This is a genomic window from Catellatospora sp. NPDC049111, assembly GCF_040648615.1.
In the GTDB taxonomy this organism is placed as follows: domain Bacteria; phylum Actinomycetota; class Actinomycetes; order Mycobacteriales; family Micromonosporaceae; genus Catellatospora; species Catellatospora aurea.
Genome location: NZ_JBEZEB010000005.1, coordinates 140,659 through 159,894 on the forward strand (window position 1 = coordinate 140,659; position 19,236 = coordinate 159,894).

Annotated in this window: 22 protein-coding genes; 14 read left to right on the plus strand and 8 right to left on the minus strand. The window is 72.6% G+C overall.

The annotated features are described in order from the left end of the window. A complete protein-coding gene (locus AB0B66_RS09510) occupies positions 1–1,032 on the minus strand; it encodes an iron-siderophore ABC transporter substrate-binding protein (RefSeq protein ID WP_360525559.1) in 1,032 nt (343 codons plus the stop codon). Positions 1,033–1,174: 142 nt separating this feature from the next. On the opposite strand from AB0B66_RS09510, the gene AB0B66_RS09515 reads away from it, so the two are divergent. Genes AB0B66_RS09515 through AB0B66_RS09525 form a run of 3 tightly spaced genes read left to right on the plus strand, consistent with a single transcriptional unit; the run spans position 1,175 to position 4,199 of the window. Continuing rightward, entirely contained in the window at positions 1,175–2,206 is a 1,032-nt protein-coding gene (locus AB0B66_RS09515) for an iron chelate uptake ABC transporter family permease subunit (RefSeq protein ID WP_360525562.1), read from the plus strand. 4 nt (positions 2,207–2,210) lie between these two features. Then, positions 2,211–3,353, plus strand: coding sequence for an iron chelate uptake ABC transporter family permease subunit (locus AB0B66_RS09520; protein ID WP_360525565.1), 1,143 nt, complete (start codon positions 2,211–2,213; stop codon positions 3,351–3,353). Positions 3,354–3,392: 39 nt separating this feature from the next. Continuing rightward, the gene (locus AB0B66_RS09525; protein ID WP_360525568.1) at positions 3,393–4,199 is read left to right on the plus strand and encodes an ABC transporter ATP-binding protein; all 807 of its coding nucleotides are present in this window, start codon (positions 3,393–3,395) and stop codon (positions 4,197–4,199) included. Here AB0B66_RS09525 and AB0B66_RS09530 read toward each other — a convergent pair. Further along, complete coding sequence (locus AB0B66_RS09530; RefSeq protein ID WP_360525571.1) at positions 4,189–4,893, minus strand: hypothetical protein; 705 nt, start codon at positions 4,891–4,893, stop codon at positions 4,189–4,191. The two genes, AB0B66_RS09525 and AB0B66_RS09530, sit on opposite strands and share 11 nt — an antisense overlap. A gap of 235 nt (positions 4,894–5,128) precedes the next feature. Between AB0B66_RS09530 and AB0B66_RS09535 the strand changes: the two genes are divergently transcribed. Then, positions 5,129–6,196 (plus strand): glycerophosphodiester phosphodiesterase family protein, encoded by a 1,068-nt coding sequence (locus AB0B66_RS09535; protein WP_360525574.1) that lies wholly within the window; start codon positions 5,129–5,131, stop codon positions 6,194–6,196. 144 nt (positions 6,197–6,340) lie between these two features. Here AB0B66_RS09535 and AB0B66_RS09540 read toward each other — a convergent pair whose 3' ends face one another. Further along, complete coding sequence (locus AB0B66_RS09540) at positions 6,341–7,393, minus strand: Gfo/Idh/MocA family oxidoreductase (RefSeq protein WP_360525577.1); 1,053 nt, start codon at positions 7,391–7,393, stop codon at positions 6,341–6,343. Next, on the minus strand, positions 7,390–8,682 hold the full coding sequence (locus tag AB0B66_RS09545; RefSeq protein WP_360525580.1) for an enolase C-terminal domain-like protein: 1,293 nt from the start codon (positions 8,680–8,682) through the stop codon (positions 7,390–7,392). Before AB0B66_RS09545 ends, AB0B66_RS09540 begins: the two co-directional genes overlap by 4 nt. A 284-nt stretch (positions 8,683–8,966) precedes the next feature. On the opposite strand from AB0B66_RS09545, the gene AB0B66_RS09550 reads away from it, so the two are divergent. From AB0B66_RS09550 to AB0B66_RS09565, 4 genes are all read left to right on the plus strand, one after another. Beyond that, positions 8,967–9,440, plus strand: coding sequence for a hypothetical protein (locus AB0B66_RS09550; protein WP_360525583.1), 474 nt, complete (start codon positions 8,967–8,969; stop codon positions 9,438–9,440). A 101-nt stretch (positions 9,441–9,541) separates the two neighbouring features. Then, positions 9,542–9,736, plus strand: coding sequence for a hypothetical protein (locus AB0B66_RS09555; protein ID WP_360525586.1), 195 nt, complete (start codon positions 9,542–9,544; stop codon positions 9,734–9,736). Continuing rightward, positions 9,724–10,953, plus strand: coding sequence for an SET domain-containing protein (locus AB0B66_RS09560; protein ID WP_360525589.1), 1,230 nt, complete (start codon positions 9,724–9,726; stop codon positions 10,951–10,953). The genes AB0B66_RS09555 and AB0B66_RS09560 overlap by 13 nt, the downstream gene beginning before the upstream one ends. A 5-nt stretch (positions 10,954–10,958) precedes the next feature. Beyond that, entirely contained in the window at positions 10,959–11,525 is a 567-nt protein-coding gene (locus AB0B66_RS09565) for a hypothetical protein (RefSeq protein WP_360525593.1), read from the plus strand. Positions 11,526–11,603: 78 nt separating this feature from the next. Here the strand turns inward: AB0B66_RS09565 and AB0B66_RS09570 are convergent, their stop codons facing one another. Next, the gene (locus AB0B66_RS09570; protein ID WP_360525596.1) at positions 11,604–12,236 is read right to left on the minus strand and encodes an HNH endonuclease family protein; all 633 of its coding nucleotides are present in this window, start codon (positions 12,234–12,236) and stop codon (positions 11,604–11,606) included. 274 nt (positions 12,237–12,510) lie between these two features. Here AB0B66_RS09570 and AB0B66_RS09575 point away from each other — a divergent pair, with 274 nt between their 5' ends. After that, a complete protein-coding gene (locus AB0B66_RS09575; protein WP_239167089.1) occupies positions 12,511–12,822 on the plus strand; it encodes a metalloregulator ArsR/SmtB family transcription factor in 312 nt (103 codons plus the stop codon). Beyond that, on the plus strand, positions 12,819–13,220 hold the full coding sequence (locus AB0B66_RS09580; protein ID WP_360525600.1) for an SRPBCC domain-containing protein: 402 nt from the start codon (positions 12,819–12,821) through the stop codon (positions 13,218–13,220). The genes AB0B66_RS09575 and AB0B66_RS09580 overlap by 4 nt, the downstream gene beginning before the upstream one ends. Before the next feature lie 124 nt (positions 13,221–13,344). Here AB0B66_RS09580 and AB0B66_RS09585 read toward each other — a convergent pair whose 3' ends face one another. After that, the gene (locus AB0B66_RS09585) at positions 13,345–14,211 is read right to left on the minus strand and encodes a calcium-binding protein (RefSeq protein WP_360525603.1); all 867 of its coding nucleotides are present in this window, start codon (positions 14,209–14,211) and stop codon (positions 13,345–13,347) included. 186 nt (positions 14,212–14,397) lie between these two features. Continuing rightward, positions 14,398–15,141 (minus strand): nucleotidyltransferase domain-containing protein, encoded by a 744-nt coding sequence (locus tag AB0B66_RS09590; RefSeq protein WP_360525606.1) that lies wholly within the window; start codon positions 15,139–15,141, stop codon positions 14,398–14,400. Positions 15,142–15,191: 50 nt separating this feature from the next. Here AB0B66_RS09590 and AB0B66_RS09595 point away from each other — a divergent pair, with 50 nt between their 5' ends. The 4 genes from AB0B66_RS09595 to AB0B66_RS09610 are packed head-to-tail and all read left to right on the plus strand — an operon-like array spanning position 15,192 to position 18,247. After that, positions 15,192–15,662, plus strand: a complete 471-nt coding sequence (locus AB0B66_RS09595) for a GNAT family protein (protein ID WP_360525609.1) — start codon at positions 15,192–15,194, stop codon at positions 15,660–15,662. Between the two features lie 41 nt (positions 15,663–15,703). Continuing rightward, positions 15,704–16,636, plus strand: coding sequence for a phosphotransferase (locus AB0B66_RS09600; protein WP_360525612.1), 933 nt, complete (start codon positions 15,704–15,706; stop codon positions 16,634–16,636). 57 nt (positions 16,637–16,693) lie between these two features. Beyond that, complete coding sequence (locus AB0B66_RS09605; protein WP_360525615.1) at positions 16,694–17,278, plus strand: kinase; 585 nt, start codon at positions 16,694–16,696, stop codon at positions 17,276–17,278. Between the two features lie 42 nt (positions 17,279–17,320). After that, positions 17,321–18,247, plus strand: coding sequence for a HEAT repeat domain-containing protein (locus AB0B66_RS09610; RefSeq protein WP_360525618.1), 927 nt, complete (start codon positions 17,321–17,323; stop codon positions 18,245–18,247). 1 nt (position 18,248) lies between these two features. Here the strand turns inward: AB0B66_RS09610 and hemC are convergent, their stop codons facing one another. Further along, positions 18,249–19,172 (minus strand): hydroxymethylbilane synthase, encoded by a 924-nt coding sequence (hemC, locus tag AB0B66_RS09615; protein ID WP_360525621.1) that lies wholly within the window; start codon positions 19,170–19,172, stop codon positions 18,249–18,251. Positions 19,173–19,236 lie beyond the last annotated feature (64 nt).

A 19,236-nucleotide genomic window follows, 5' to 3' on the forward strand; every position in this document is an offset into this window, starting at 1 on the left:
TCAGCCGAGCAGCGGGACCAGCTGGTCCAGCGCGTACGGGATGCTCAGCACGGTGCCGAAGGACAGCGCGGCGCCGAGCGGCGGCGTCTCGTAGGGCAGGAACACCGCCCGGTTCTCCTTGGCGACCTGGAGCGTGGTGTAGACCTTGTCGGCTTTGACGGTCGTCTCGGTGGACTTGTCGGCGGTGAGGAACACGAGCTTGTCGACGTCGATCAGGTCGAGCCGCTCGGAGCCGATCTCGGCGGCGTACTCGCTGCCCGCGGCCTTGACGATGGCGTCCGGCACGGTGAAACCGAGCTGCGTCATCAGCACGACCTTCGGGTCGCTGGGCGCGAACACGGCGTACTTGCCCGGCTCGTACGGCTCGACGACCGCGACGGTCTTGCCCGCGAACTGCGGGTTCTTGGCCTTCAGGTCGGCCAGCCGCTTGTCGATGTCGGCGATCAGCTGGGCGGCCTTGGCGGACTGGCCCAGCGCGCGGCCCGCGTGCATGGTCATCTCCTGCCACGGCGCGCTGTAGCCGTCGTAGCCCTTGACCTGCGCCACGGTCGGCGCGATCTGGGTCAGCTTGGTGTACTGCTCCTGGCTCATGCCCGAGTACATGCCGATGATCAGGTCGGGGTTCAGGGCCGCGATCTTCTCCAGGTTGTAGTCGTCGCGCTCGCCGACGACCTCGGGGGCCTTGCCGCCCCACAGCGGCTGCGCCCACGGCCACTTGCCGTAGGGGCGCTCGCCGAACCAGTCGATGGAGCCGACCGGCACGACGCCGAGGGCGAGCACCGGGTCCTGGTCGCTGAGCCCGAGGGTGACCACGCGGGCCGGGGCCCTGTCGATGACGGTGTCGCCGAACTTGTGCGACACGGTGACGGGGAACGCTGCGCCCTGAGCTGCGGAACCGCCGGGCGCGGGGGTCGCGGCCGGGTCACCGCCGCACGCGGTGAGGGCCAGCGCGGCCACGGCGAGCGCCGCGGTCAGCCGGCCGGCGACCGGCCACACACGACGTGCGCCGGTTTGCTTCGGCAGGGTGGACATGACTATCCCCTCAACTGGGACGGACAACTGAGGGGATGGTAAAGTAAGGCTAACCTAATTTCAAGATTCACCGCTTTTGCCCAGCTCATGCCCGGTCGTACGGTAAGGCAAGGCTCACTTAAGATACGGCCATGAGGTGGACGTGACCCCCGCTCCCCCGGCTCCCGCCCGGCTACGCCGCGCCGCCGCGTACCTGCCCGCGGCCGCGCTGCTGCTGGCCGTGCTGTGCCTGCTGTCGCTGGCCTTCGGCAGCCGCGCCGTCCCCATCGGACAGGTCGCCGACGCGCTGCTCGACCGCGGCACCGTCGACCCGCAGGTCGCCGCGATCGTGTGGAACGTGCGCCTGCCGCGTACCGCCGCCGGCCTGCTCGTCGGCGCGGCGCTCGGCCTGGCCGGGGCGCTCATGCAGGGCCTGACCCGCAACCCGCTCGCCGACCCGGGCCTGCTCGGGGTCAGCGCCGGGGCCTCGTTCGCCATCGTGGTCGCGGTCGCCGCGTTCGGCGCGAGCACCGCACCGACCAACCTCATCTGGTACGCCTTCGCGGGCGCGCTCGCCGGCGCACTCGCCGTGCACCTGCTCGGCGGCCTCGGCCGCGGCGGCGCGACCCCGGTCAAGACGGCGCTGGCCGGCATCGCGGTGACGTTCCTGCTCGGCTCCTTCACCAGCGCCCTCGTGCTGCGCAGCCCGCTCGCCCTGGACCGGTTCCGGTTCTGGGCCGCCGGGTCGCTCACCGCCGCCGACGCCGCCACGCTGTGGCAGGTGGCCCCGCTGCTGGCCGCCGCGGCGGTGCTCGCCCTGGCCACCGCGCCCGCGCTGAACAGCCTCGCCCTCGGCGAGGACGTCGCCGCCGCGCTCGGCCGCCGGGTCGGCCTGATCCGGCTGCGGGCCACCCTCGCCATCACCGTGCTGGCCGGAACCGCCGTCGCACTGGCCGGCCCGATCGTCTTCATCGGCCTGGTCACCCCGCACCTGGCCCGGATGGTCACCGGCCCCGACCACCGGCGCATCCTCGCGCTGACCCTGCTCGCCGCGCCGATCCTGCTCATCACCGCCGACGTGCTCGGCCGCGTCGTCGCCCGCCCCGAGGAGATCCAGGCCGGCATCGTCGTGGCGTTCCTCGGCGGGCCGTTCTTCATCGCCCTGGCCCGCCGCCGCCGACTGGCCGAGATGTGACGCCGTGCACCCACCGACCTCCGACACCCCGCCCACCCCCGCCCCGCCACCAGCCAAAACGGCGATCGCCACGGCCGCCGGCCTGACAACCGACATCAAGGGCAAGCAGGCCCGCACCGGTCGCGCGCTGCGGTCTTCCCTGCTCGGGCTGCCGCTGCGCCCGCGACTGATCGTCATGTGCGCCGTGCTCGCGGTGGCGGCGTTCGCGGCGTTCTGCCTCGGGCTGGCCCTCGGTGACTACCCCGTGCCGCTGGTCGACGTCGTACCGGCCCTGTGGCGCTCCGGGGCGCGCGGCACCGTCTTCATCGTCCACGAGGTGCGCCTGCCCCGCGCGCTCACCGGCGTGCTGGTCGGCGCGGCGTTCGCGGCCTCCGGGGCGGTGCTGCAGGCGATCACCCGCAACCCGCTGGCCAGCCCCGACATGGTCGGCATCAACGCCGGGGCCACCACCGCGGTCGTCGCGGGCATCGTGCTCGGCTTCGGCGACACCCTCGGCACGCCCACCCTCGGCCTGGCCGGCGGCCTGCTCGGCGCGCTCGCCGTGTACCTGCTCGCCTGGCGGCGGGGCAGCACCGGATTCCGGATTGTGCTGGTCGGCATCGGCGTGTCCTGGATGTGCACCAGCGCCACCGACTACCTGCTCACCCGGGCCAAGATGCACCAGGCGCAGGAGGCGGTCGGCTGGCTGGTCGGCAACCTCAACGGGCGCGGCTGGGAGGCCGTACGCCCGCTGGGTGTCGCCGTGGCGGTGCTGCTGCCCGCGGCGCTGCTGCTCGCCGGGTGGAACCGCAACCTGCAGCTCGGCGACGACGTCGCCCGCGGCCTCGGCACCCCCGTGCAGCTCGCCCGCGGCTTGCTGCTGCTGGTCAGCGTCGCGCTGGTGTCGTTCGCCACCGCCGCGGCCGGGCCGGTGCTGTTCGTGTCATTGGCCGCGCCGCAGATCGCGCAGCGCCTGGCCAGGCTGTCCGCGCCGCCGGTGCTGCTGTCCGCGCTGACCGGCGCGCTGCTGGTGTCCGGCAGCGACCTGCTCGCCCGGCACCTACTGCCCGACCTGGACCTGCCGGTCGGGGTGGTGACCGGGGCCATCGGCGCCGGTTTCCTGCTCCGGCTGCTGGTCCGCGCCAACCGCGCCGGCAGCGGAGGCTGACGTGATCTCCCCGTACCACCCAGCCACGGAGGACACCCCATGACAGCGCTGCGGGCCGAGGGCCTGACCCTCGCCTACGACGACCGCACCGTGGTGTCCGGTCTCGACCTGGTGATCCCCCATGGTCGCGTCACCGTCGTCGTCGGGGCCAACGCCTGCGGCAAGTCGACGCTGCTGCGCGCCCTGGCCCGGCTGATGCGCCCCGAACACGGGGCGGTGCTGCTCGACGGGCGGGCCATCCACACGCTGCCGACCAGGCAGGTCGCCCGGCAGGTCGGCATCCTGCCGCAGTCGCCCGTCGCGCCCGAGGGCATCAGCGTGCTTGACCTGGTCGGCCGGGGACGCTCGCCGCACCAGACCTGGTGGCGGCAGTGGTCGGCCGCCGACGAGCAGGCCGTCGCCGAGGCCCTCGCGGCCACCGGCATGACCGAGCACGCCCACCGGCCCGTCGACGAGCTGTCCGGCGGCCAGCGGCAGCGGGCCTGGATCGCGATGGCCGTCGCCCAGCAGACCCCGGTGCTGCTGCTCGACGAGCCCACGACCTACCTGGACCTGGCGCATCAGGTCGACGTGCTCGACCTCGTCACCGACCTGAACCGGCGCGACGGCCGCACCGTGGTGATGGTGCTGCACGACCTCAACCAGGCCTGCCGGTACGCCGACCACCTCGTGGTGATGCGCGACGGGCGCATCGCCGCCGAGGGCGAGCCGGGCGCGGTGGTGACGGCGGAGCTGGTCACCGCGGTGTTCGGGCTGGACTGCCAGGTCGTGCCCGACCCCGTCACCGGCACCCCGATGGTCATCCCGCTGAGCCGCCACCACCCCGCCCGGACCGTCACGGCGTGAGACGCGGCGGCGGCCCGGCGTACACCTCGTCCTCGGCGAACGCGGTCCGGCTGCCGCCGGACGCGGGCGCGGCGGGGCGCAGGCCCGCCGGACCGGCGACGCCGCTGCCTGCGGTGGCCGCCGGCCCGGCGGCCGAGCGACCGCCGCGGGTGGCCGGCCACAGGGCGGCCAGGATCAGCAGGCCCGACAGCGGCAGCAGGTCCAGCGTCACCGGCGGCAGGAGGATGCCGACCAGCAGGACGACCGGGCTCCACCAGGGCAGCCGCCGGGCGCGGGCCGCCAGGATCGCCAGCACGAGCAAGCCGACGAAGAACAGCTGCGGTCCGACCTGGTAGACGACCAGGTCCACGCCCGGGATGTCGCCGAAGTCGCCGGACAGCGCCTGCATGCCGGCCTTGTCGTCGGCGCGCAGCGCGAACCAGATGTCCGCGCCGAACTGGACCATCGAGGCGGCGAGACCGACCATGGTCCCGGCGACGGAGCCGGAGCGCCACGCACCTCGGGGCAGCAGCGCGCCCAGGCCCAGGACCGCGGGCACGAACAGGACGACTCCGGCGAGGGCGAGCAGGTGGGCGGCCTGCCAGTCCAGGCCCGGCCCGTACCCGCCGTCGGACTTGCCGACGATGCGGACGACCCCGTAGGCGGCGAGCAGTAGCGGCGCGGCGATCAGCGCGACAGCGGCAGTTTTCTTCACCCGCCGATCGTCTGCCCGCGCGGCGGGACGCGCCTCCGGGCCGGACCCGGACCGCGACCCCGAGGCGCGGCCAGGGCTTCCACCGAGGCCGATGCCGGGCGGCCGGACCGCGCGGCACGGCGCACCGGCGCGTCCACCAACGTTCACCGCCCCCTCACGCCCAGGCCACGGCGGGGATCGGCACGGCTTCTACGGTCGACCGGTAAGTAGATCTTGACAGAACCGAGGTACCCCCATGTCCCTACGTCACGTCCTGGCGGCCCTGGCCGTGGTCCCGGCGCTCGCCGTCCCGGCCGCCGCTCACGCGTCGCCGCCCGCCGGCCACGGGCCGCTGCCGCAGAAAACGCACTTCGACCTGCAGGCGCACCGTGGCGGCATCGGCATGACCACCGAGGAGTCCCTGGAGGGCTTCGCCAAGGCGCTGCGCCTCGGGGTCAGCACGCTGGAGCTGGACACCCAGATCACCAAGGACGAGAAGGTCGTCGTCACCCACGACCGCAAGGTCAGCGCCCAGAAGTGCGCCGACACCGCACCGGTCACACCGGGCGACCCGATGTACCCCTACGTCGGCAAGTACCTCAAGGACCTGACGCTGGCCCAGGTCAAGACGATGGACTGCGGATTCCAGCAGCTGCCGGGCTTCCCGGAGCAGGAGCAGATCAAGGGCCAGCGTCTGGCCGAGCTGCGCGACGTGCTTGACCTGGTCAAGAGCCACCGCGCGCACGGCGTGACGCTGAACATCGAGACCAAGGTCGAGGCGGGCGCGCCCGAGCAGACCGCGCCCCGCGAGCTGTTCGTGCGCCGGGTGTACGAGGAGATCCACCGCTCGGGCATCGAGAAGCAGGTCAGCATCCAGTCCTTCGACTGGGGCGCGCTGATGGCCATGCACCGGCTCGCGCCGAAGATGCCGCTGGTCGCGCTGACCAACTACGACTTCCTGCAGGTCGGCAAGCCGGGCGCGTCGCCGTGGCTGGGCGGCATCGACGCCGACGACTTCGGCGGCGACTTCGTGGCCGCGGCCGCGTCGATCGAGGGCGTCACCGCGCTGTCGCCGAACTACGGCTTCCCGCAGAACGGCAAGATCGGAGACCCCGGTTTCCGCTTCTACCCCGACCAGGACATGGTCGACCGGGCGCACGCCCGCGGCCTGAAGGTCATCCCGTGGACCTGTGACGACATGCCCACCGTCGCGGCGCTGATGGACATGGGCGTCGACGGGATCATCACCGACTACCCGAACCGGGTGCGCGAGCTGATGGCCGAGCGCGGCATGAAGCTGCCGAAGGCGTACGACGCCCACTGACGGTCCCACCCCGGCGCGGCGGCGCGCGCTCCTCCCCGACCGCCGCCGCGCCACCGCCAGCCTGCGCTGACCTGCACCGAAGCCAGGCGGCGGTAAGGAAGGGCACCTTCTACATCGCATAGCGATGTGAAGGTGCCCTTCCTTTCATGCGGCCCAGGGAAGCGGGAGTGGGGGTGGGAAGGTGGAGGTGACGTCGACGGGGGTGCCGGACTGTTGGGAGTGGGCGGCGGCGGCCAGGATGTCGACGATGTGGGCGGCGTGCTCGGCCGAGCAGCGGTGCGGACGGCCCTCGTTGATCGCGGCGACGAACTCGGCGATGCCGCGGCCCCAGGGGATGCCCGGATAGGGGTCGCCGAGCAGCGGGACCGGTTCCGGGGGCAGGCCGGCGCGGATCTCGGAGTCGAAGTTGGTCCAGTCGGCGATGTGGATGGAGCCGCGCTCGCCGTGCAGCTCGATGCCGGACTGGCGGGTGCCCGCGCCGACGTAGAAGTTCGCGGTCAGGCGCACCGTCGCGCCACCGGCCAGTTCCAGGACGACGACGGAGAAGTCCGGGGCCTGCGGGGAGAACATCTCGCCGGACAGGGTGACCCGGTCGGGTTTGAGGATCGTGCCGTACGCCCACACCCGGCGCGCGGGGCCGAGCATCGCGGTCAGCGCCGTCAGCGAGTAGACGCCGACGTCGAACAGCGGACCGGCCCGGTACGGCCCCTGCGGCGCGGGGTGCCAGGACTCGATCCGGTCGTGGTTGACCTCGGCGTACACCAGTTTGATCGGGCCGACGGCGTCGTCGCGGACCAGCTTCCACGCCGTCTGGATCGCCTCGCCGAGGTACGTGAACGGCGCGCAGCCCAGCCGCAGCCCGCGCGAGGCCGCCTCGGCGATCAGCGCCCGCGCCTGCTCGGCTGTCGGCGCGAGCGGCTTCTCGCTGAACACGTGCTTGCCCGCGCGCAGCGCTGCCGTGGTGACCGGCACGTGCGCGAACAGCGGGGTCAGGTTCACCACGACGTCGATCTTGTCGTCGGCGAGCAGCTCGTCGAGGCTGCCGTAGATCGGCAGGTCGTGCGCGGCGCCGAACGCCGCCGCCTGCGCCGGGTCGTTGTCGTAGCCGCCGAGCACGTCGATGCCGGGGTAGGTGCGCAGGTCGGTGAGGTAGCCGGCGGCGATGTTGCCCGTGCCGACGATGCCGATGCCGGTCATGGCGCCTCGATCCCCCCGTCGGGCCGGCGTACCCGCGCCGACCAGCGTTCGTGCAGGTGCGTGACGGCCGGGTACTTCGCCGCCGCCTTCTCGTCGACCTCGATGCCCCAGCCGGGGGCGTCGTTCGGATACAGGTAGCCGCCGCGCGGGTCGAGCGTGCCCGGGAACACCTCACGCACCGGATCCGGCCACAGGTGGCCCTCCTGGATCGAGAACGCCGGGCTGGACACGTCGAGTGCCACGTTGCAGGCCGCGCCGATCGGCGACACGTCCGCGGGCGCGTGCCAGGCCGTGCCGACGCCGGTCAGCTCGCACAGCGCGACCAGCTTGCGCGCCGGGGTAAGGCCGCCGATCGCCGAGATGTGCAGCCGCAGCAGGTCCACGCCGCCCCCGGCGACCAGCCGGGCCGCGTCGGCGACCGAGGCGACCTGCTCGCCGACCGCGATCGGCATCGGCGCGGCGGCGCGCACCTCGGGCAGGCGGTCGTACAGCTCCAGCGGGATCGGATCCTCCAGGAAGAACAGCCGGTACGGCTCCAGCGCGCGGGCCAGCGCCACGGCCTGCTTCACGGTGAGCCGGTGGTGCACGTCGTGCATCAGGTTCGGCTTCTCGCCCAGCACCTCCCGGGCCGCGGCGAACAGCTTCGGGGTGTCGCGCAGGTACTGCTGCACGTCCCAGCCGTCCGGGTAGGGCGCGTCCGGGTAGCCGCCGGGGGTGCCCGGCGCACCGTAGGTGCCCAGGCCGGGGCCGCCGGTCTGCAGGCGTACGTGCCGGTAGCCGGAGTCGAGGATCTCCTGCGCGTGCTCCAGGGTCTGCTCGACGGTCGCGCCCGCGGCGTGCAGGTACGTGTCGGCGGCGGCGCGGACCCGGCCGCCGAGCAGCTCGTACACCGGCATCCCGGCGCGCTTGCCCGCGATGTCCCACAGCGCCTGGTCCACCCCCGACAGGGCGCTGTTGAGCACCGGGCCGCCCCGCCAGTACGACGACAGGTGCACCATGCGGGTGATGTCCTCGATGTCGGCCGGGTGCCGCCCGATCAGCATCGGGCCGACGTGCTCGTCGACGGCCGCCACGACAGCGTGGAAGCGCTGCGTGAACGTGGCGCAGCCGTAGCCGTGCAGGCCGGGGTCGCTGGTGTCGACGCGGACGACGACCAGGGGCAGGCCCTCGGGGGCGGTGACGATCGCGCGTACGCCGGTGATCCGCAGGCCGTCCCGCGCCGCCCACGGCGCCTGCGTCTCCGCCATCACGGCCGGCGGTCCGGGGTCCGCCGCTTGCTGCTGTGACATGACTGTCCTTCAGGTGCGTCAGAAGCCGGAGACGCGAGCGGACGCCGTCCAGCGGGGATCACCGCGACCCTACCCGCGGCAGGGCATATCGCAAGATCCGGTCCACGCACGGGGACGGCCGGCGCGTCCACTCGGTGTAATCACCCGTTCGAGTCGAACAGCAGGTCTCGATTCGATTCGGCGGTCTTGCGTCCTGGCGAAATCGACTTAGTCGATGGAGGATGTTCACCGAAGGGCACGCCGAGCACTCAGCCGTGCGGCGGCCGACGTGGGGAGGATGAAGTTTGAAGAACAAGACGCTGGAAGAACGGGTCGTCGTCCTGGAGGCCGAGTCGTACCGCAACGCTCGCCGCTTCGTCGACATCGACGACCAGTCCGGCCTGCTCCGCGGTGCGGTGGACGAACTCTCCGCCGACCTGCGCGAACACCGCCAGGACACCAAGGAGCAGTTCACCGCCGTACACACTCGCCTGGACCGCATGGACCAGCGTTTCGACCGTATCGACCAGCGACTCGACGGCATGGATCAACGGTTCGACGGCATGGACCGGAGGTTCGACGGGATCGACCGACGACTCGACGGCATGGACCAGAGGTTCGACGGCATGGACCGGAGGTTCGAAGGCATCGACCAGCGCTTCGACGGGGTCGTCCAAAGGTTCGACGGGATCGACGGGGTGCTCCGGGAAATCCTGGCCTTGGTCCGGCCCGCAGCGGGCGTGACAGTTCCGGCCCAGGTTGCCGAAGTGGTCGGCTGATCACCGGCCGGTCACGGACCTCCGGCTCGATCCGGGAGGTCCGTGACCGGCCACGCCGACGGGCATACGCCGACTGCGTCGGGGCAGTAGCCTGCATCGTCATGGGACGGTCGCCCGACGAGCCACGACTGGCGCCGATGTCGCCGGTGCCCGCCGAGGAGCGCAACGACCACCAGAGCAGTCGCGCACTCGTCGCCGTCAAGGCGCTGGCAGTCGCAACGCTGCTGGGGGTTGTCGGGTTCGTCGTGTTCATGTTCGTGGTGCTGAGCGGCCTCCTGAAGAAGTGGGCCGGCTGATGCCTGCCGCTTGCCCGCCGCAGCCCGCGGCTGATTGCTGGCTGCACCCCGGCCTCGAGGTCCGCACATCTTCGATCTCCGGCAAGGGCCTGTTCGCGCGCGCCGCGCTCCCGGCCGGAACCGTGGTATCCCGGCTGGGCGGCCACCTCGTCACCTGGGCGCAGCTGCGAGAACTGTTCGCCGAGGCGGCGCTCGAGGGCCGCTATGTCGACACGGTCAGCGTCGCCGACGACCTTCATCTCGTGCTGCCGCCGCGCCGGGACAACGGGTACGGCAACCACAGCTGCGACCCGAACCTGTGGTGGGTCGACGCGTACACCCTCGCAGCTCGGCGCGACATCGCTCCCGGCGAGGAAGTCACCAACGACTACGGCACCAGCACGGCCGTCGCAGAGTTCCACATGGACTGCGCCTGCGGTTCCGCCCGCTGCCGAGGCATGGTCACCGGCCACGACTGGCAACTTCCGGATTTGCGGAAACGCTACGGCGACCACTGGATTCCGCTGCTGCTCGACCGCATCCGCAGCACGGGCTCCGAAGCGCTGCCCGGATCGGCGCCGATCAGCGTTGACGGCGGCCACCTCTCGATTCCCGAGCCACTCCGCGCGTTGATCACCACGACGGCCGCCGCCGAGCTTGCCCGCGTACACAATGATCAGGTCGTCTTTCCCCACAGGTTGGTGATCGACAGTCCCGAGGATGAAGACCGGCGATTTCCCGGTTGGCCCACGCCCGTGCTGGTGATCGCCGACGAGAACCAGGGGGTCTGCAGCTGGGGCGTTCCGCTCGGCGTCGCGGCACCGCCGGTGCTCGTCGGCGGCGATCTCGCCGGCGACGCGGGTACCGCCATCTACGCGCCTGACGTGTCCAGCTTCGTTGCGGCCCGGCGCTGGGACGGCACCTGCCTGGGCCGTGAGCCGCTCCTTCAGGCGCAGGCGGCTCCGCTGGATGAGGAATCTCTGGCATATCTGCGAGCGAACTTCGACGAACGCGCGTCCACGCACGGTTGGCCCGCGCAGGAGCAACTGCGGTTCGAGCGCGACGGAGCACGGATTCTGCTGTGGTCGGGGGACGACCAATGTGACTGGTGGCTGTCCGGCACCGGGGACACCGTGCTCGGCGAGACCGCCGCCCGGTTGCTCGACCTCTCCGACCTGCGGAGCTCGCTCTGGTCCAACGACATCGCCGGGGAGGCCTTGCTCGACCGGCTACGGTGACCCGCATGGCGTCGAGATCGAGTGGGCAGGTCGCGCTGCGGGCGCTCCCGTTGTGGTTCTGGTGGGTCAGCGTGGCCGTGTTCGCTCTCGCGCCCGTGATGCTGCTCTTGACCTCCGGGCACCGCAGCGCCGCGTTCCTCACCCTCGTGAGCCTGGGCTACGCGGTGGGGCTCGGCCGCAAACTGCAGCAACGCAGCGCCGAGCGGGAGCAGGCCGCACACGTCGCGCAAGGGACGGTGCCGAGCTGGTCGCTGCTGAAGGTGGAGGCCGTCGAACTCGTCGAGGACGACTGGCCCGGCCTGGTGCGGGTGCGGCTCGTCGACGCCAACGGGAGGGCCGCCACCTTCGTTGACAAGATCCCGATCTTCTTCGAGGAGTTCACCTCCGCCACCGCGCTGCCCGCGCCCGGTCACGTCAGGTGCTGGGTGGTCGACTCCACCCGCGACGGCACGGGACGCAAGCTCGTCGTGTCGACCGTGATGGATGGCGTGACGAGCGAGGACGGCCGCGACGAGTTCCACGTCCGACCGGATCAGGTCGAGGCGCCCCATGGGGTCTGGGACCGCTCCTGAGCGGGTGCGACCGACGGCGCCGCCCGTGCGGAGTCCCCGGTCGTCGGCGACCGCCGCCCACGACCGGGGACCATCGGATCAGCAGCTGGCGAGCATGCTGTTGAGGGCGGACTTCTCCGCGCTGTCGACGGTGAGGTTGTAGTACCACTTCACCTGGATCCAGGAGCGGGCGTACGTGCAGCGGAACGACGACAGCGGCGGCTGCCACTCGGCCGGGTCCTTGTCGCCCTTGGCCTGGTTGACGTTGTCGGTGACGGCCCACAGCTCGGGCCCACCGAGGTCGTTGGCGTAGGTCTGGCGCTGCGTGGTCGTCCACGCCCAGGCGCCGGACGCCCAAGCCTCGGCCAGCGGGACCATGTGGTCGATGTCGACGTCGGACGCTGCGGTCCAGGTCGCTCCGTCGAACGGGCTGTACCAGGACCCGGAGGTCGCGGCGCAGCTGCTGTTGACCACGACGCCGACGCCGTCGCGCTTGAGGACCTGCTCGCGGGTGTTGCAGGCGCCGGTGATGGTGATCCAGTGCGGGAACAGGTCCCGGTTGTACGTGGAGCCGTGGGACTCGGCGGCGACGGTGAGCGCCGCGAGGCGGCTCACGGCCGTGCTGTAGGAGGGGATGTTGGGCGGGGTGGCGTAGGCCGGCGTCGCGGTGAGGGTGAGCGACATGGCCAGGGCGGCCGCGGTGGCGGCCACCGCGTTCAGGACACGGGACATTGGAGGGTCTCCCGACTGTCCGCCGCCGCGGCCGGATGGGGGTTCCGGACTGGGGTAACGACGGGGACGGATGGACCATCGCAGATGGACGCCCGTGGATCCAGACCGGATCTCTACGACGGCATGAATTTCTTTTGAAACGCCGCCCGCGGGCGTCACGGCGATGGGAAGGGCACCTTCTTATACGCGTAGCGATAAGAAGGTGCCCTTCCTTGCTCTCGACGTGTCGGGAGAAGTTGACATGTCGGGGATCTCCGACGTATTGTTACCTACTGTGACCACTGACGTGTTCAGCGCATTGGCCAACCCGGTACGCCGACAGCTGCTCGACTCGCTGCGCGAGGGCCCGCGCGCAGCCGGCGAACTCGCCGGGCAGTTCTCGCTCAGCCGGCCCGCGGTCTCGGAGCACCTGCAGGTGCTGCGGGGCGCGGGCCTGGTCCGCGAGGAGCCGCGCGGCCGCCACCGGTACTACCACCTGCAGCCGCAGCCCCTGGCCGAGGTCGGGCAGTGGCTGCATCCCTACGAACACTTCTGGCGCGAGCGGCTCAGGTCGCTGCGCGACGTACTCGACGAGGAACTCTCATGACCGATCCCGCTGTCATCCGCTGCGACCAGTTCATCGGCCACCCGCCCGCACGGGTGTGGCAGGCGCTGACCGATCCCGCGCTGCACGCCAAGTGGTGGGCGGCCGGCGACGTGAAGCCCGTCGTCGGCCACCGCTTCACCCTCGACATGGGCAACTGGGGCGAGCAGCCCTGCGAGGTGCTCGCGGTCGAGCCGGAGAAGCTGCTGAGCTACAGCTTCGCCACCGGCTCGCTGGACAACACGATCACCTTCCGCCTGGAGCCCGAGGGCACCGGCACTCGCCTGTTCTTCGAGCAGGCAGGCCTGGACCTCGACTCCCCCCTCGGCCGCACCGCCTACGAAGGCATGTCCCGCGGCTGGCCCGGCCTGCTCCGCCGCATCGAACCCGCCCTGGCCTGACTCCCCGCGCCACGACGCCACGACGCCGCGACGATCTTGCGCGGGCGTCCCCCATGACACGCCCAAACCGGGCGTCGAAGGGGCCATTCGCGCAAGATCGTCGCGGGGTGAGGTGGGGAGGGGGTCAGGCCTCGCAGTTGGTGGGGGTTTCGGTGTTGGCACAGATGTCGATGCCGGGGCCCGCGTCGGCGGAGTCGGTGCCGACGCCGCCGTTGACCAGGTCGGTGAAGGCCAGGTCGCCGACGACGGTCAACTTGTCGCTGCCGGTCTTGGCGTCGCTGAAGACGGTGTCGTCGCCGGGGCCGGCGTTGAGGGTGTCGCGCCAGCCGCTGCCGCCGACCGTGCCGACCGTGGTGACGGTGTCGAAGTTGCCGTAGATGGTGTCGTTGTCGTCGCCGCCGGACAGGTTGTTGCCGGCGGCGTCGACGCCGAGCGCGCCGGGCACGTCGATGGTCAGGTTGCGGGCGTCGCCGTAGATCGTGTCCGGGCCGGGGCCGCCGAAGACGCCGTCGGCGGCGAAGGCCGCGCCGATGGCCGCGGCCGTGACCGACACGTCGATCGCGTCGCCGTAGAGGGTGTCGTTGCCCTCGCCGCCGTACAGGTAGTCGTTCCAGCCGACGCCGCCGACGACCGTGGGGAACTCCGCCGCGCCGAAGTCGCCGACGACGACGTCGTCGCCCGGCCCGGCGAAGACGGTGTCGTTGCCGCCGGCCGCGGCCACGTCGAGCGCGGCGGACTCGCCGTACACGGTGTCGTTGCCCTCGCCGGCGCAGATGACGTCGTTGCCGCCGAGGCCGCTGATGGTGTCGTCGCCGGCCAGCGCCAAAATCACGTCGTCGCCGGGCGTGCCGACGATGACGTCGGCTTCGGCGGTGCCCAGGTGGGTGACCGGTTTCTCGTTGCACAGCGCGACGGCGTGCGCGGGGGCCTGCACGGCGGCGAGGCTCAGTGCCGCGACGGCCACGGCGAGGGCGGTGCGTGCGATACGCATGGGCGGTGCCTCCAGGTGTGTGCGGACGTACGCTCCCGGCGCAGGTCGGGACACCACCCTGATGGCGGCACACACTGCCGGGGCAATCCGAGATCAAATGCTATGACCGGACAAATGGGGCGCAGTGGAACCACGCCGTCACGTCTTTGATCTGCGGTTTCTCCGGTCCGGCAACCGTTGGACCGGTCAGTCGGCCAGTGCGGCCGCCTGGGCGACCACGGCCGCCTGCCGCGGGTCGAGCAGGTCGGCGACCATGGCCGCGGCGTCGCGGTAGAGGACCAGCGCCGCCCGGCAGGAGAGATCCGGCGACAGGCCGCGCAGCCCGAGCGCGGCGTCCTGGGTGTCGGCCCATGCGCCGCCCGCCGCGGCCGCGACCAGGTCCCAGACCTCGTTCTCGCTGTCGTACAACAGGCGTAGGTGCACGGCGAGCACCATGGGCAGGCGCAGCACCAGCACGTTGCGCTGCACGGCGGCCACCCGGGCGCGTCCGGTGCGCAGCGCGGCGGCCACCTTGTGCGTCTCCTCGGCCAGTCCGGTGACCTGCTCGGCCACCCACCGGTCCGCCTGCGCCGCCAGCCCGTCCCAGGTGAACGCGTGCGCCTGCGCGCGCAGGTCCGCGGCCACGCCGCCCGCATCCCGGACGATCCTTGCGGCACGCCAGGCGGGCACCTCGGCCACCGCCGACTCCGGGGCGGTGAACCGCCGTGCCTGCTCCTGCGGCGTACGCCAGGACAGCGCGACCAGCCGGCCGCCGATCACCTCCAGCAGGTACTCCGGGCCCTGCCCCAGCACCAGGAGGTCCACGTCGGACTCCGCCGTGGCGGTGCCCCGCGCGTGGCTGCCGACCAGCACCACCGGCTCGCCGGCCAGCTGCCCGCGCGCCACCAGCCCCGCGACGGCCGCCGCGCAGAAGTCGATGATGTCCGACATACCCGCGCTCCCTTGCCGTCGGCACCTTCCGACCTGGCATGATGCCCGGCATGACCGCCCCTGTCACGCCTGATTCCGTCCGTCTCGCCCCCGTCGACGCCGCCAACTGGCGGGCCGTCACCGCGCTCACCGTCGCCGAGTCGCAGTCGGACTGGGTCGCCGCGCCCGCGTACTACCTGGCACTGTGCCACTACGGCGAGGCGGGCTGGCGGCCCCTGGCGGTCCTCGACACCGACGGCGACGTCGTCGGATTCCTCATGTGGACCGTCGACCCCGCCGACGGGGCGGCCTGGCTCGGCGGGATCATCATCGACGCGGCCCGGCAGGGCCGTGGGTACGGCCGCGCCGCGGTGCGCGCCGCGATCGCGCTGCTGGCGGCCGAGCACGGGCGGAGCAGCTTCGCGCTGTCGTACGAGCCGGCCAACACCGCGGCCCGGCGCTGCTACGCGGGCGTCGGCTTCACCGAGACCGGCGAGATCGAGGACACCGAGGTCGTGGCGCGACTGCACGTCGCGGCCTGACGGGCGGCACCAGCCCGGTCCGGGTGCTAGCGTGGCGCGCCATGGCGCACTCGATGCCCGCACCGCCCGTCGTCGCCGACGCCGATCTCGACGCCTGGTGCCGGCGCTGGCTCGGTTCCGGGGTCGAACAGACGCTGTTCACCGTCACCCACCTGTCCGCCGTCGTCGGCGTGCGGCTCAAGGACGACCGCGAGGTGGTGGTGAAGGTCCGCCCGGCCGCGCCCCGGCTGGCCGTGTGCACCGCCGTGCAGCAGGCGCTGTGGCACGCGGGCTTCCCGTGCCCCCGCCCGCTGCTCGGCCCGGTGCCGTTCGGCGGGTACGCGGCCCACGCCGAGGTCTTCGTCCCCGGCGGTGAGGTGCTCCCCGTGGACGGCGACGCGGCCGAGCGGTACGCGGCACTGCTGGCCGACCTGGTCCGGCTCGCACCCAGGCCGCAGGTGGCGGGCGTGCTCGCGCCGCATCCGCCGTGGACGGCCTGGGATCACGAGTACGGCGGAGTGTGGCCCCCGCCCGACGACCGCGACGCCGACCTCAACGCCCAGCCGGACAGCGCCTGGCTCGACGACGTCGCCCGCCGGGTCCAGCAACGGCTGCACGCCCTGCCGGCCGGGCCGACGGTCATCGGGCACGGCGACTTCTACGCCGAGAACCTGCGCTGGCGCGACGGGCAGCCGTGGGCGGTGCACGACTGGGACAGCCTGATCAGCGCACCCGAGGCGGTCATCGTCGGGCTCGCCGCCGCGGTCTGGCCGATCGGCGTCGTGCAGCGGCCCGCCACCGTCGCCGAGTCGGCGGCCTTCGTCGAGGCGTACCAGCAGGCCTCCGGCCATTCGTGGAGCGCCGAGCAGGTGCAGGCGAGCTGGGCGGCAGGCCTGTGGTCCGCCGCGTTCGACGCCAAGAAGCTCGCCCTGGACGGCACCGTGTGGCTGACCCCCGAGCACGCCGAACAGCGCCTGGCCCTGGCCGGGGCCTGAGTCCGCGACACGCCCGGCCTCGGCGTGCCGCGCCCCGGGCGGTGGCATCATCGGAGCGTGCGTGACGCCGACGCCTGCGGGACACCGTCCACGATCCTGGTCGTGATCAGGGGAAACTCCGGCTCCGGCAAGTCGACGGTGGCGAAGGCGGTGCGGCTGGCGTACGGCCGCGGCTGCGCCCTGGTCGAGCAGGACCACCTGCGCCGCATCATCCTGCGCGAGCGCGACGACCCCGGCGGCCTGGCCCCGGCGTTCATCGAGCACACGGCGCGCTACCTGCTCGACAACGGCTACCACGTGGTCCTGGAAGGCATCCTGCTCGAACGCAAGTACGGGGCGGTGGTGCGGTCGCTGCTGGCCGCGCACCGGGGGACCAGCAGCGTGTTCTATCTCGACATCCCGTTCGAGGAGACGGTGCGCCGCCACGCCACCCGCCCCCAGGCGAGCGAGTTCACCCCGGATCAGATGCGTGGCTGGTACACCGAACGCGACCTGCTCGGCGTCGACGGCGAGCACGTCATCGGACCGGAGTCGGCGTTCGCCGACACCGTCGCGCTGATCGCGGCCCGGTCCGGGCTGTCCGCCGCATCGCCCGGCCCGGACGCCGAACCCGCCGCCGCGCCACCGGCCCAGCGGCGGTAATGGCGTTGCGCCCGGCTGCCCGAGATCAGCAGGATGGCCGCCATGCCGATGGTCGAACAGACCGTCGCGGCCGCCGTCGCCGAGCTGCTGCCGCTGACCGGCGAGGACGACGAGGACCGCAGGTGGGAGCTGATCAGCTGGCTGCACGGATACGGCGGCCGGCCGGCTCTCGACGCCGCCACGCACCTGTCCGGGCGGACGGAGCCGTCGCACCGGCAGGCGGCCGCCGACATCGTCAGCCAGCTCGCCGCCGGGCCGCGCGGGTCGGCACGCGAGGGCCCGTACGGCGACGAGGCGCTGGCACTGCTGCTGAGCATGGTGGAGCACGAGCAGGACCCACAGGTGCTCGGCTCGATAACCACCGGCTTCGGGCACATCGGCGACGAGCGGTGCCTGGAACACCTAGCCAGGCTGCACGTGCATCCTGACGCGACAGTTCGCTTCGGGGTCACGTACGCGCTGGTCGGGCGGCCGGAGCCGGTGGCCTTGAAGCTGCTGATCACGCTGTCGGCCGACAGCGATCCCGACGTGCGCGACTGGGCCACGTTCGGGCTGGGCCGGCAGACCGAGGAGGACTTCCCGCGGCTGCGGGACGCGCTGGCCGCCCGACTGACCGACGACGACCCCGATACACTCGCCGAAGCCGTCGTCGGCCTGTCGCTGCGCGGCGACACCCGGGCCATGCCGGCGTTGCTGGCCGCGCTGGAGCTTCCGCTGCAGCGCCACGGCGTCGACCTGACCACCGAGGCGCTGTACGCGATGGCCGCCGCGACGGCCGACCCCCGGCTGCACCGGCACCTGATCGCCGACCGGGACGCCCGGCTGCGGCAGACACCGGACGACGAGGTGCCACCGCAGCTGCGCGCGGCCGTGATCCTCGAACGGCTGCGGCGGGCACCGGACGAACAGCTGCCGGAGGAACTGCTCGCGGCACTGGCCCGCTACCCCGCCGACGGCGAGCCGGGCTGAGTCAGCGAAGGTAGGGGTCGAGCAGTTTGCGGGCGCCGAGGGCGAGCAGTTCGTCGGCGGCCTGGCGGCCCAGCGCAGGCGCGGTGCTGCGGTCGCCCGCGACGACGGTCGTCAGCAGCCGGTCGCCCTCCGGGGCGTACACCGCGGCGCGCAGGGTCACCGTTTCCCGTTCGATGCTCGCGTGCCCGCTGACCGCGCTGTTGCAGCTCGCCCCGAACCGGTGCAGCAGCGCCCGCTCGGCCAGGCTCGCATCCCGGCTGTCCGGGTCGTCCAGCGCCATGACCAGGGTGTACGCCTGCCCCGACGTCCGGGTGGCGACCACGACCGTGCCCGCGCCGACGGCCGGACCCATCAGCTCGGCGGGCAGCACCTGCGAGATGCGGTGCTCCTGCCCGATGCGGCGCAGCCCGCACGCGGCGACCACGATCGCGTCGACGTCGCCCGCGTCCAGCCGCGCGATGCGGCTGTCGACGTTTCCGCGGATCGGCTTGACCCGCAGGTCGGGACGGGCCCGCAGCAGCTGCGCCTGGCGGCGTACCGCGCTGGTGCCGACGACCGCGTCGCGGGCGAGCTGGTCCAGCCGCAGCCCGTCGCGGCTGATCAGGGCGTCCCAGGGCTCGTCGCGGGGCAGGTATGCCGCGATGGCTACGCCCTCGGGCAGCGCGACGTCGCCGGGGATGTCCTTGAGGCAGTGCACCGCCAGGTCGATGTCACCGGCCTGCAGCAGGGCGTCGATCTCGCCGGTGAACGCGCCCTTGCCGCCTGCCGTGGCGAGGCCGCCGGTCCAGCGGTCGCCGTGGGTGGACACGGGCACGATCCGCACCGCGAGGCCCGCGTGCGCGGACTCCAGCTCGCGGGCGACGTGGCGGGCCTGCGCCAGGGCCATGGTGCTGCCCCGGGTGCCGAGGCGGACGGTCGTCGTCACCTGAGGAACCCTACGGCCAGGCGACATGAACAGGCCGTGAAGCGATCCAGGCGTGTCGTGCGGA

Coding starts and splice junctions, on each gene's coding strand:
- AB0B66_RS09545 (WP_360525580.1), bottom strand. CDS start 8,682: ATGTCACAGCAGCAAGCGGCGGACCCCGGACCGCCGGCCGTGATGGCG.
- AB0B66_RS09555 (WP_360525586.1), top strand. CDS start 9,542: ATGGGACGGTCGCCCGACGAGCCACGACTGGCGCCGATGTCGCCGGTG.
- AB0B66_RS09595 (WP_360525609.1), top strand. CDS start 15,192: ATGACCGCCCCTGTCACGCCTGATTCCGTCCGTCTCGCCCCCGTCGAC.
- AB0B66_RS09610 (WP_360525618.1), top strand. CDS start 17,321: ATGCCGATGGTCGAACAGACCGTCGCGGCCGCCGTCGCCGAGCTGCTG.
- AB0B66_RS09570 (WP_360525596.1), bottom strand. CDS start 12,236: ATGTCCCGTGTCCTGAACGCGGTGGCCGCCACCGCGGCCGCCCTGGCC.
- AB0B66_RS09540 (WP_360525577.1), bottom strand. CDS start 7,393: ATGACCGGCATCGGCATCGTCGGCACGGGCAACATCGCCGCCGGCTAC.
- AB0B66_RS09580 (WP_360525600.1), top strand. CDS start 12,819: ATGACCGATCCCGCTGTCATCCGCTGCGACCAGTTCATCGGCCACCCG.
- AB0B66_RS09600 (WP_360525612.1), top strand. CDS start 15,704: ATGGCGCACTCGATGCCCGCACCGCCCGTCGTCGCCGACGCCGATCTC.
- AB0B66_RS09590 (WP_360525606.1), bottom strand. CDS start 15,141: ATGTCGGACATCATCGACTTCTGCGCGGCGGCCGTCGCGGGGCTGGTG.
- AB0B66_RS09565 (WP_360525593.1), top strand. CDS start 10,959: ATGGCGTCGAGATCGAGTGGGCAGGTCGCGCTGCGGGCGCTCCCGTTG.
- AB0B66_RS09510 (WP_360525559.1), bottom strand. CDS start 1,032: ATGTCCACCCTGCCGAAGCAAACCGGCGCACGTCGTGTGTGGCCGGTC.
- AB0B66_RS09525 (WP_360525568.1), top strand. CDS start 3,393: ATGACAGCGCTGCGGGCCGAGGGCCTGACCCTCGCCTACGACGACCGC.
- AB0B66_RS09535 (WP_360525574.1), top strand. CDS start 5,129: ATGTCCCTACGTCACGTCCTGGCGGCCCTGGCCGTGGTCCCGGCGCTC.
- AB0B66_RS09585 (WP_360525603.1), bottom strand. CDS start 14,211: ATGCGTATCGCACGCACCGCCCTCGCCGTGGCCGTCGCGGCACTGAGC.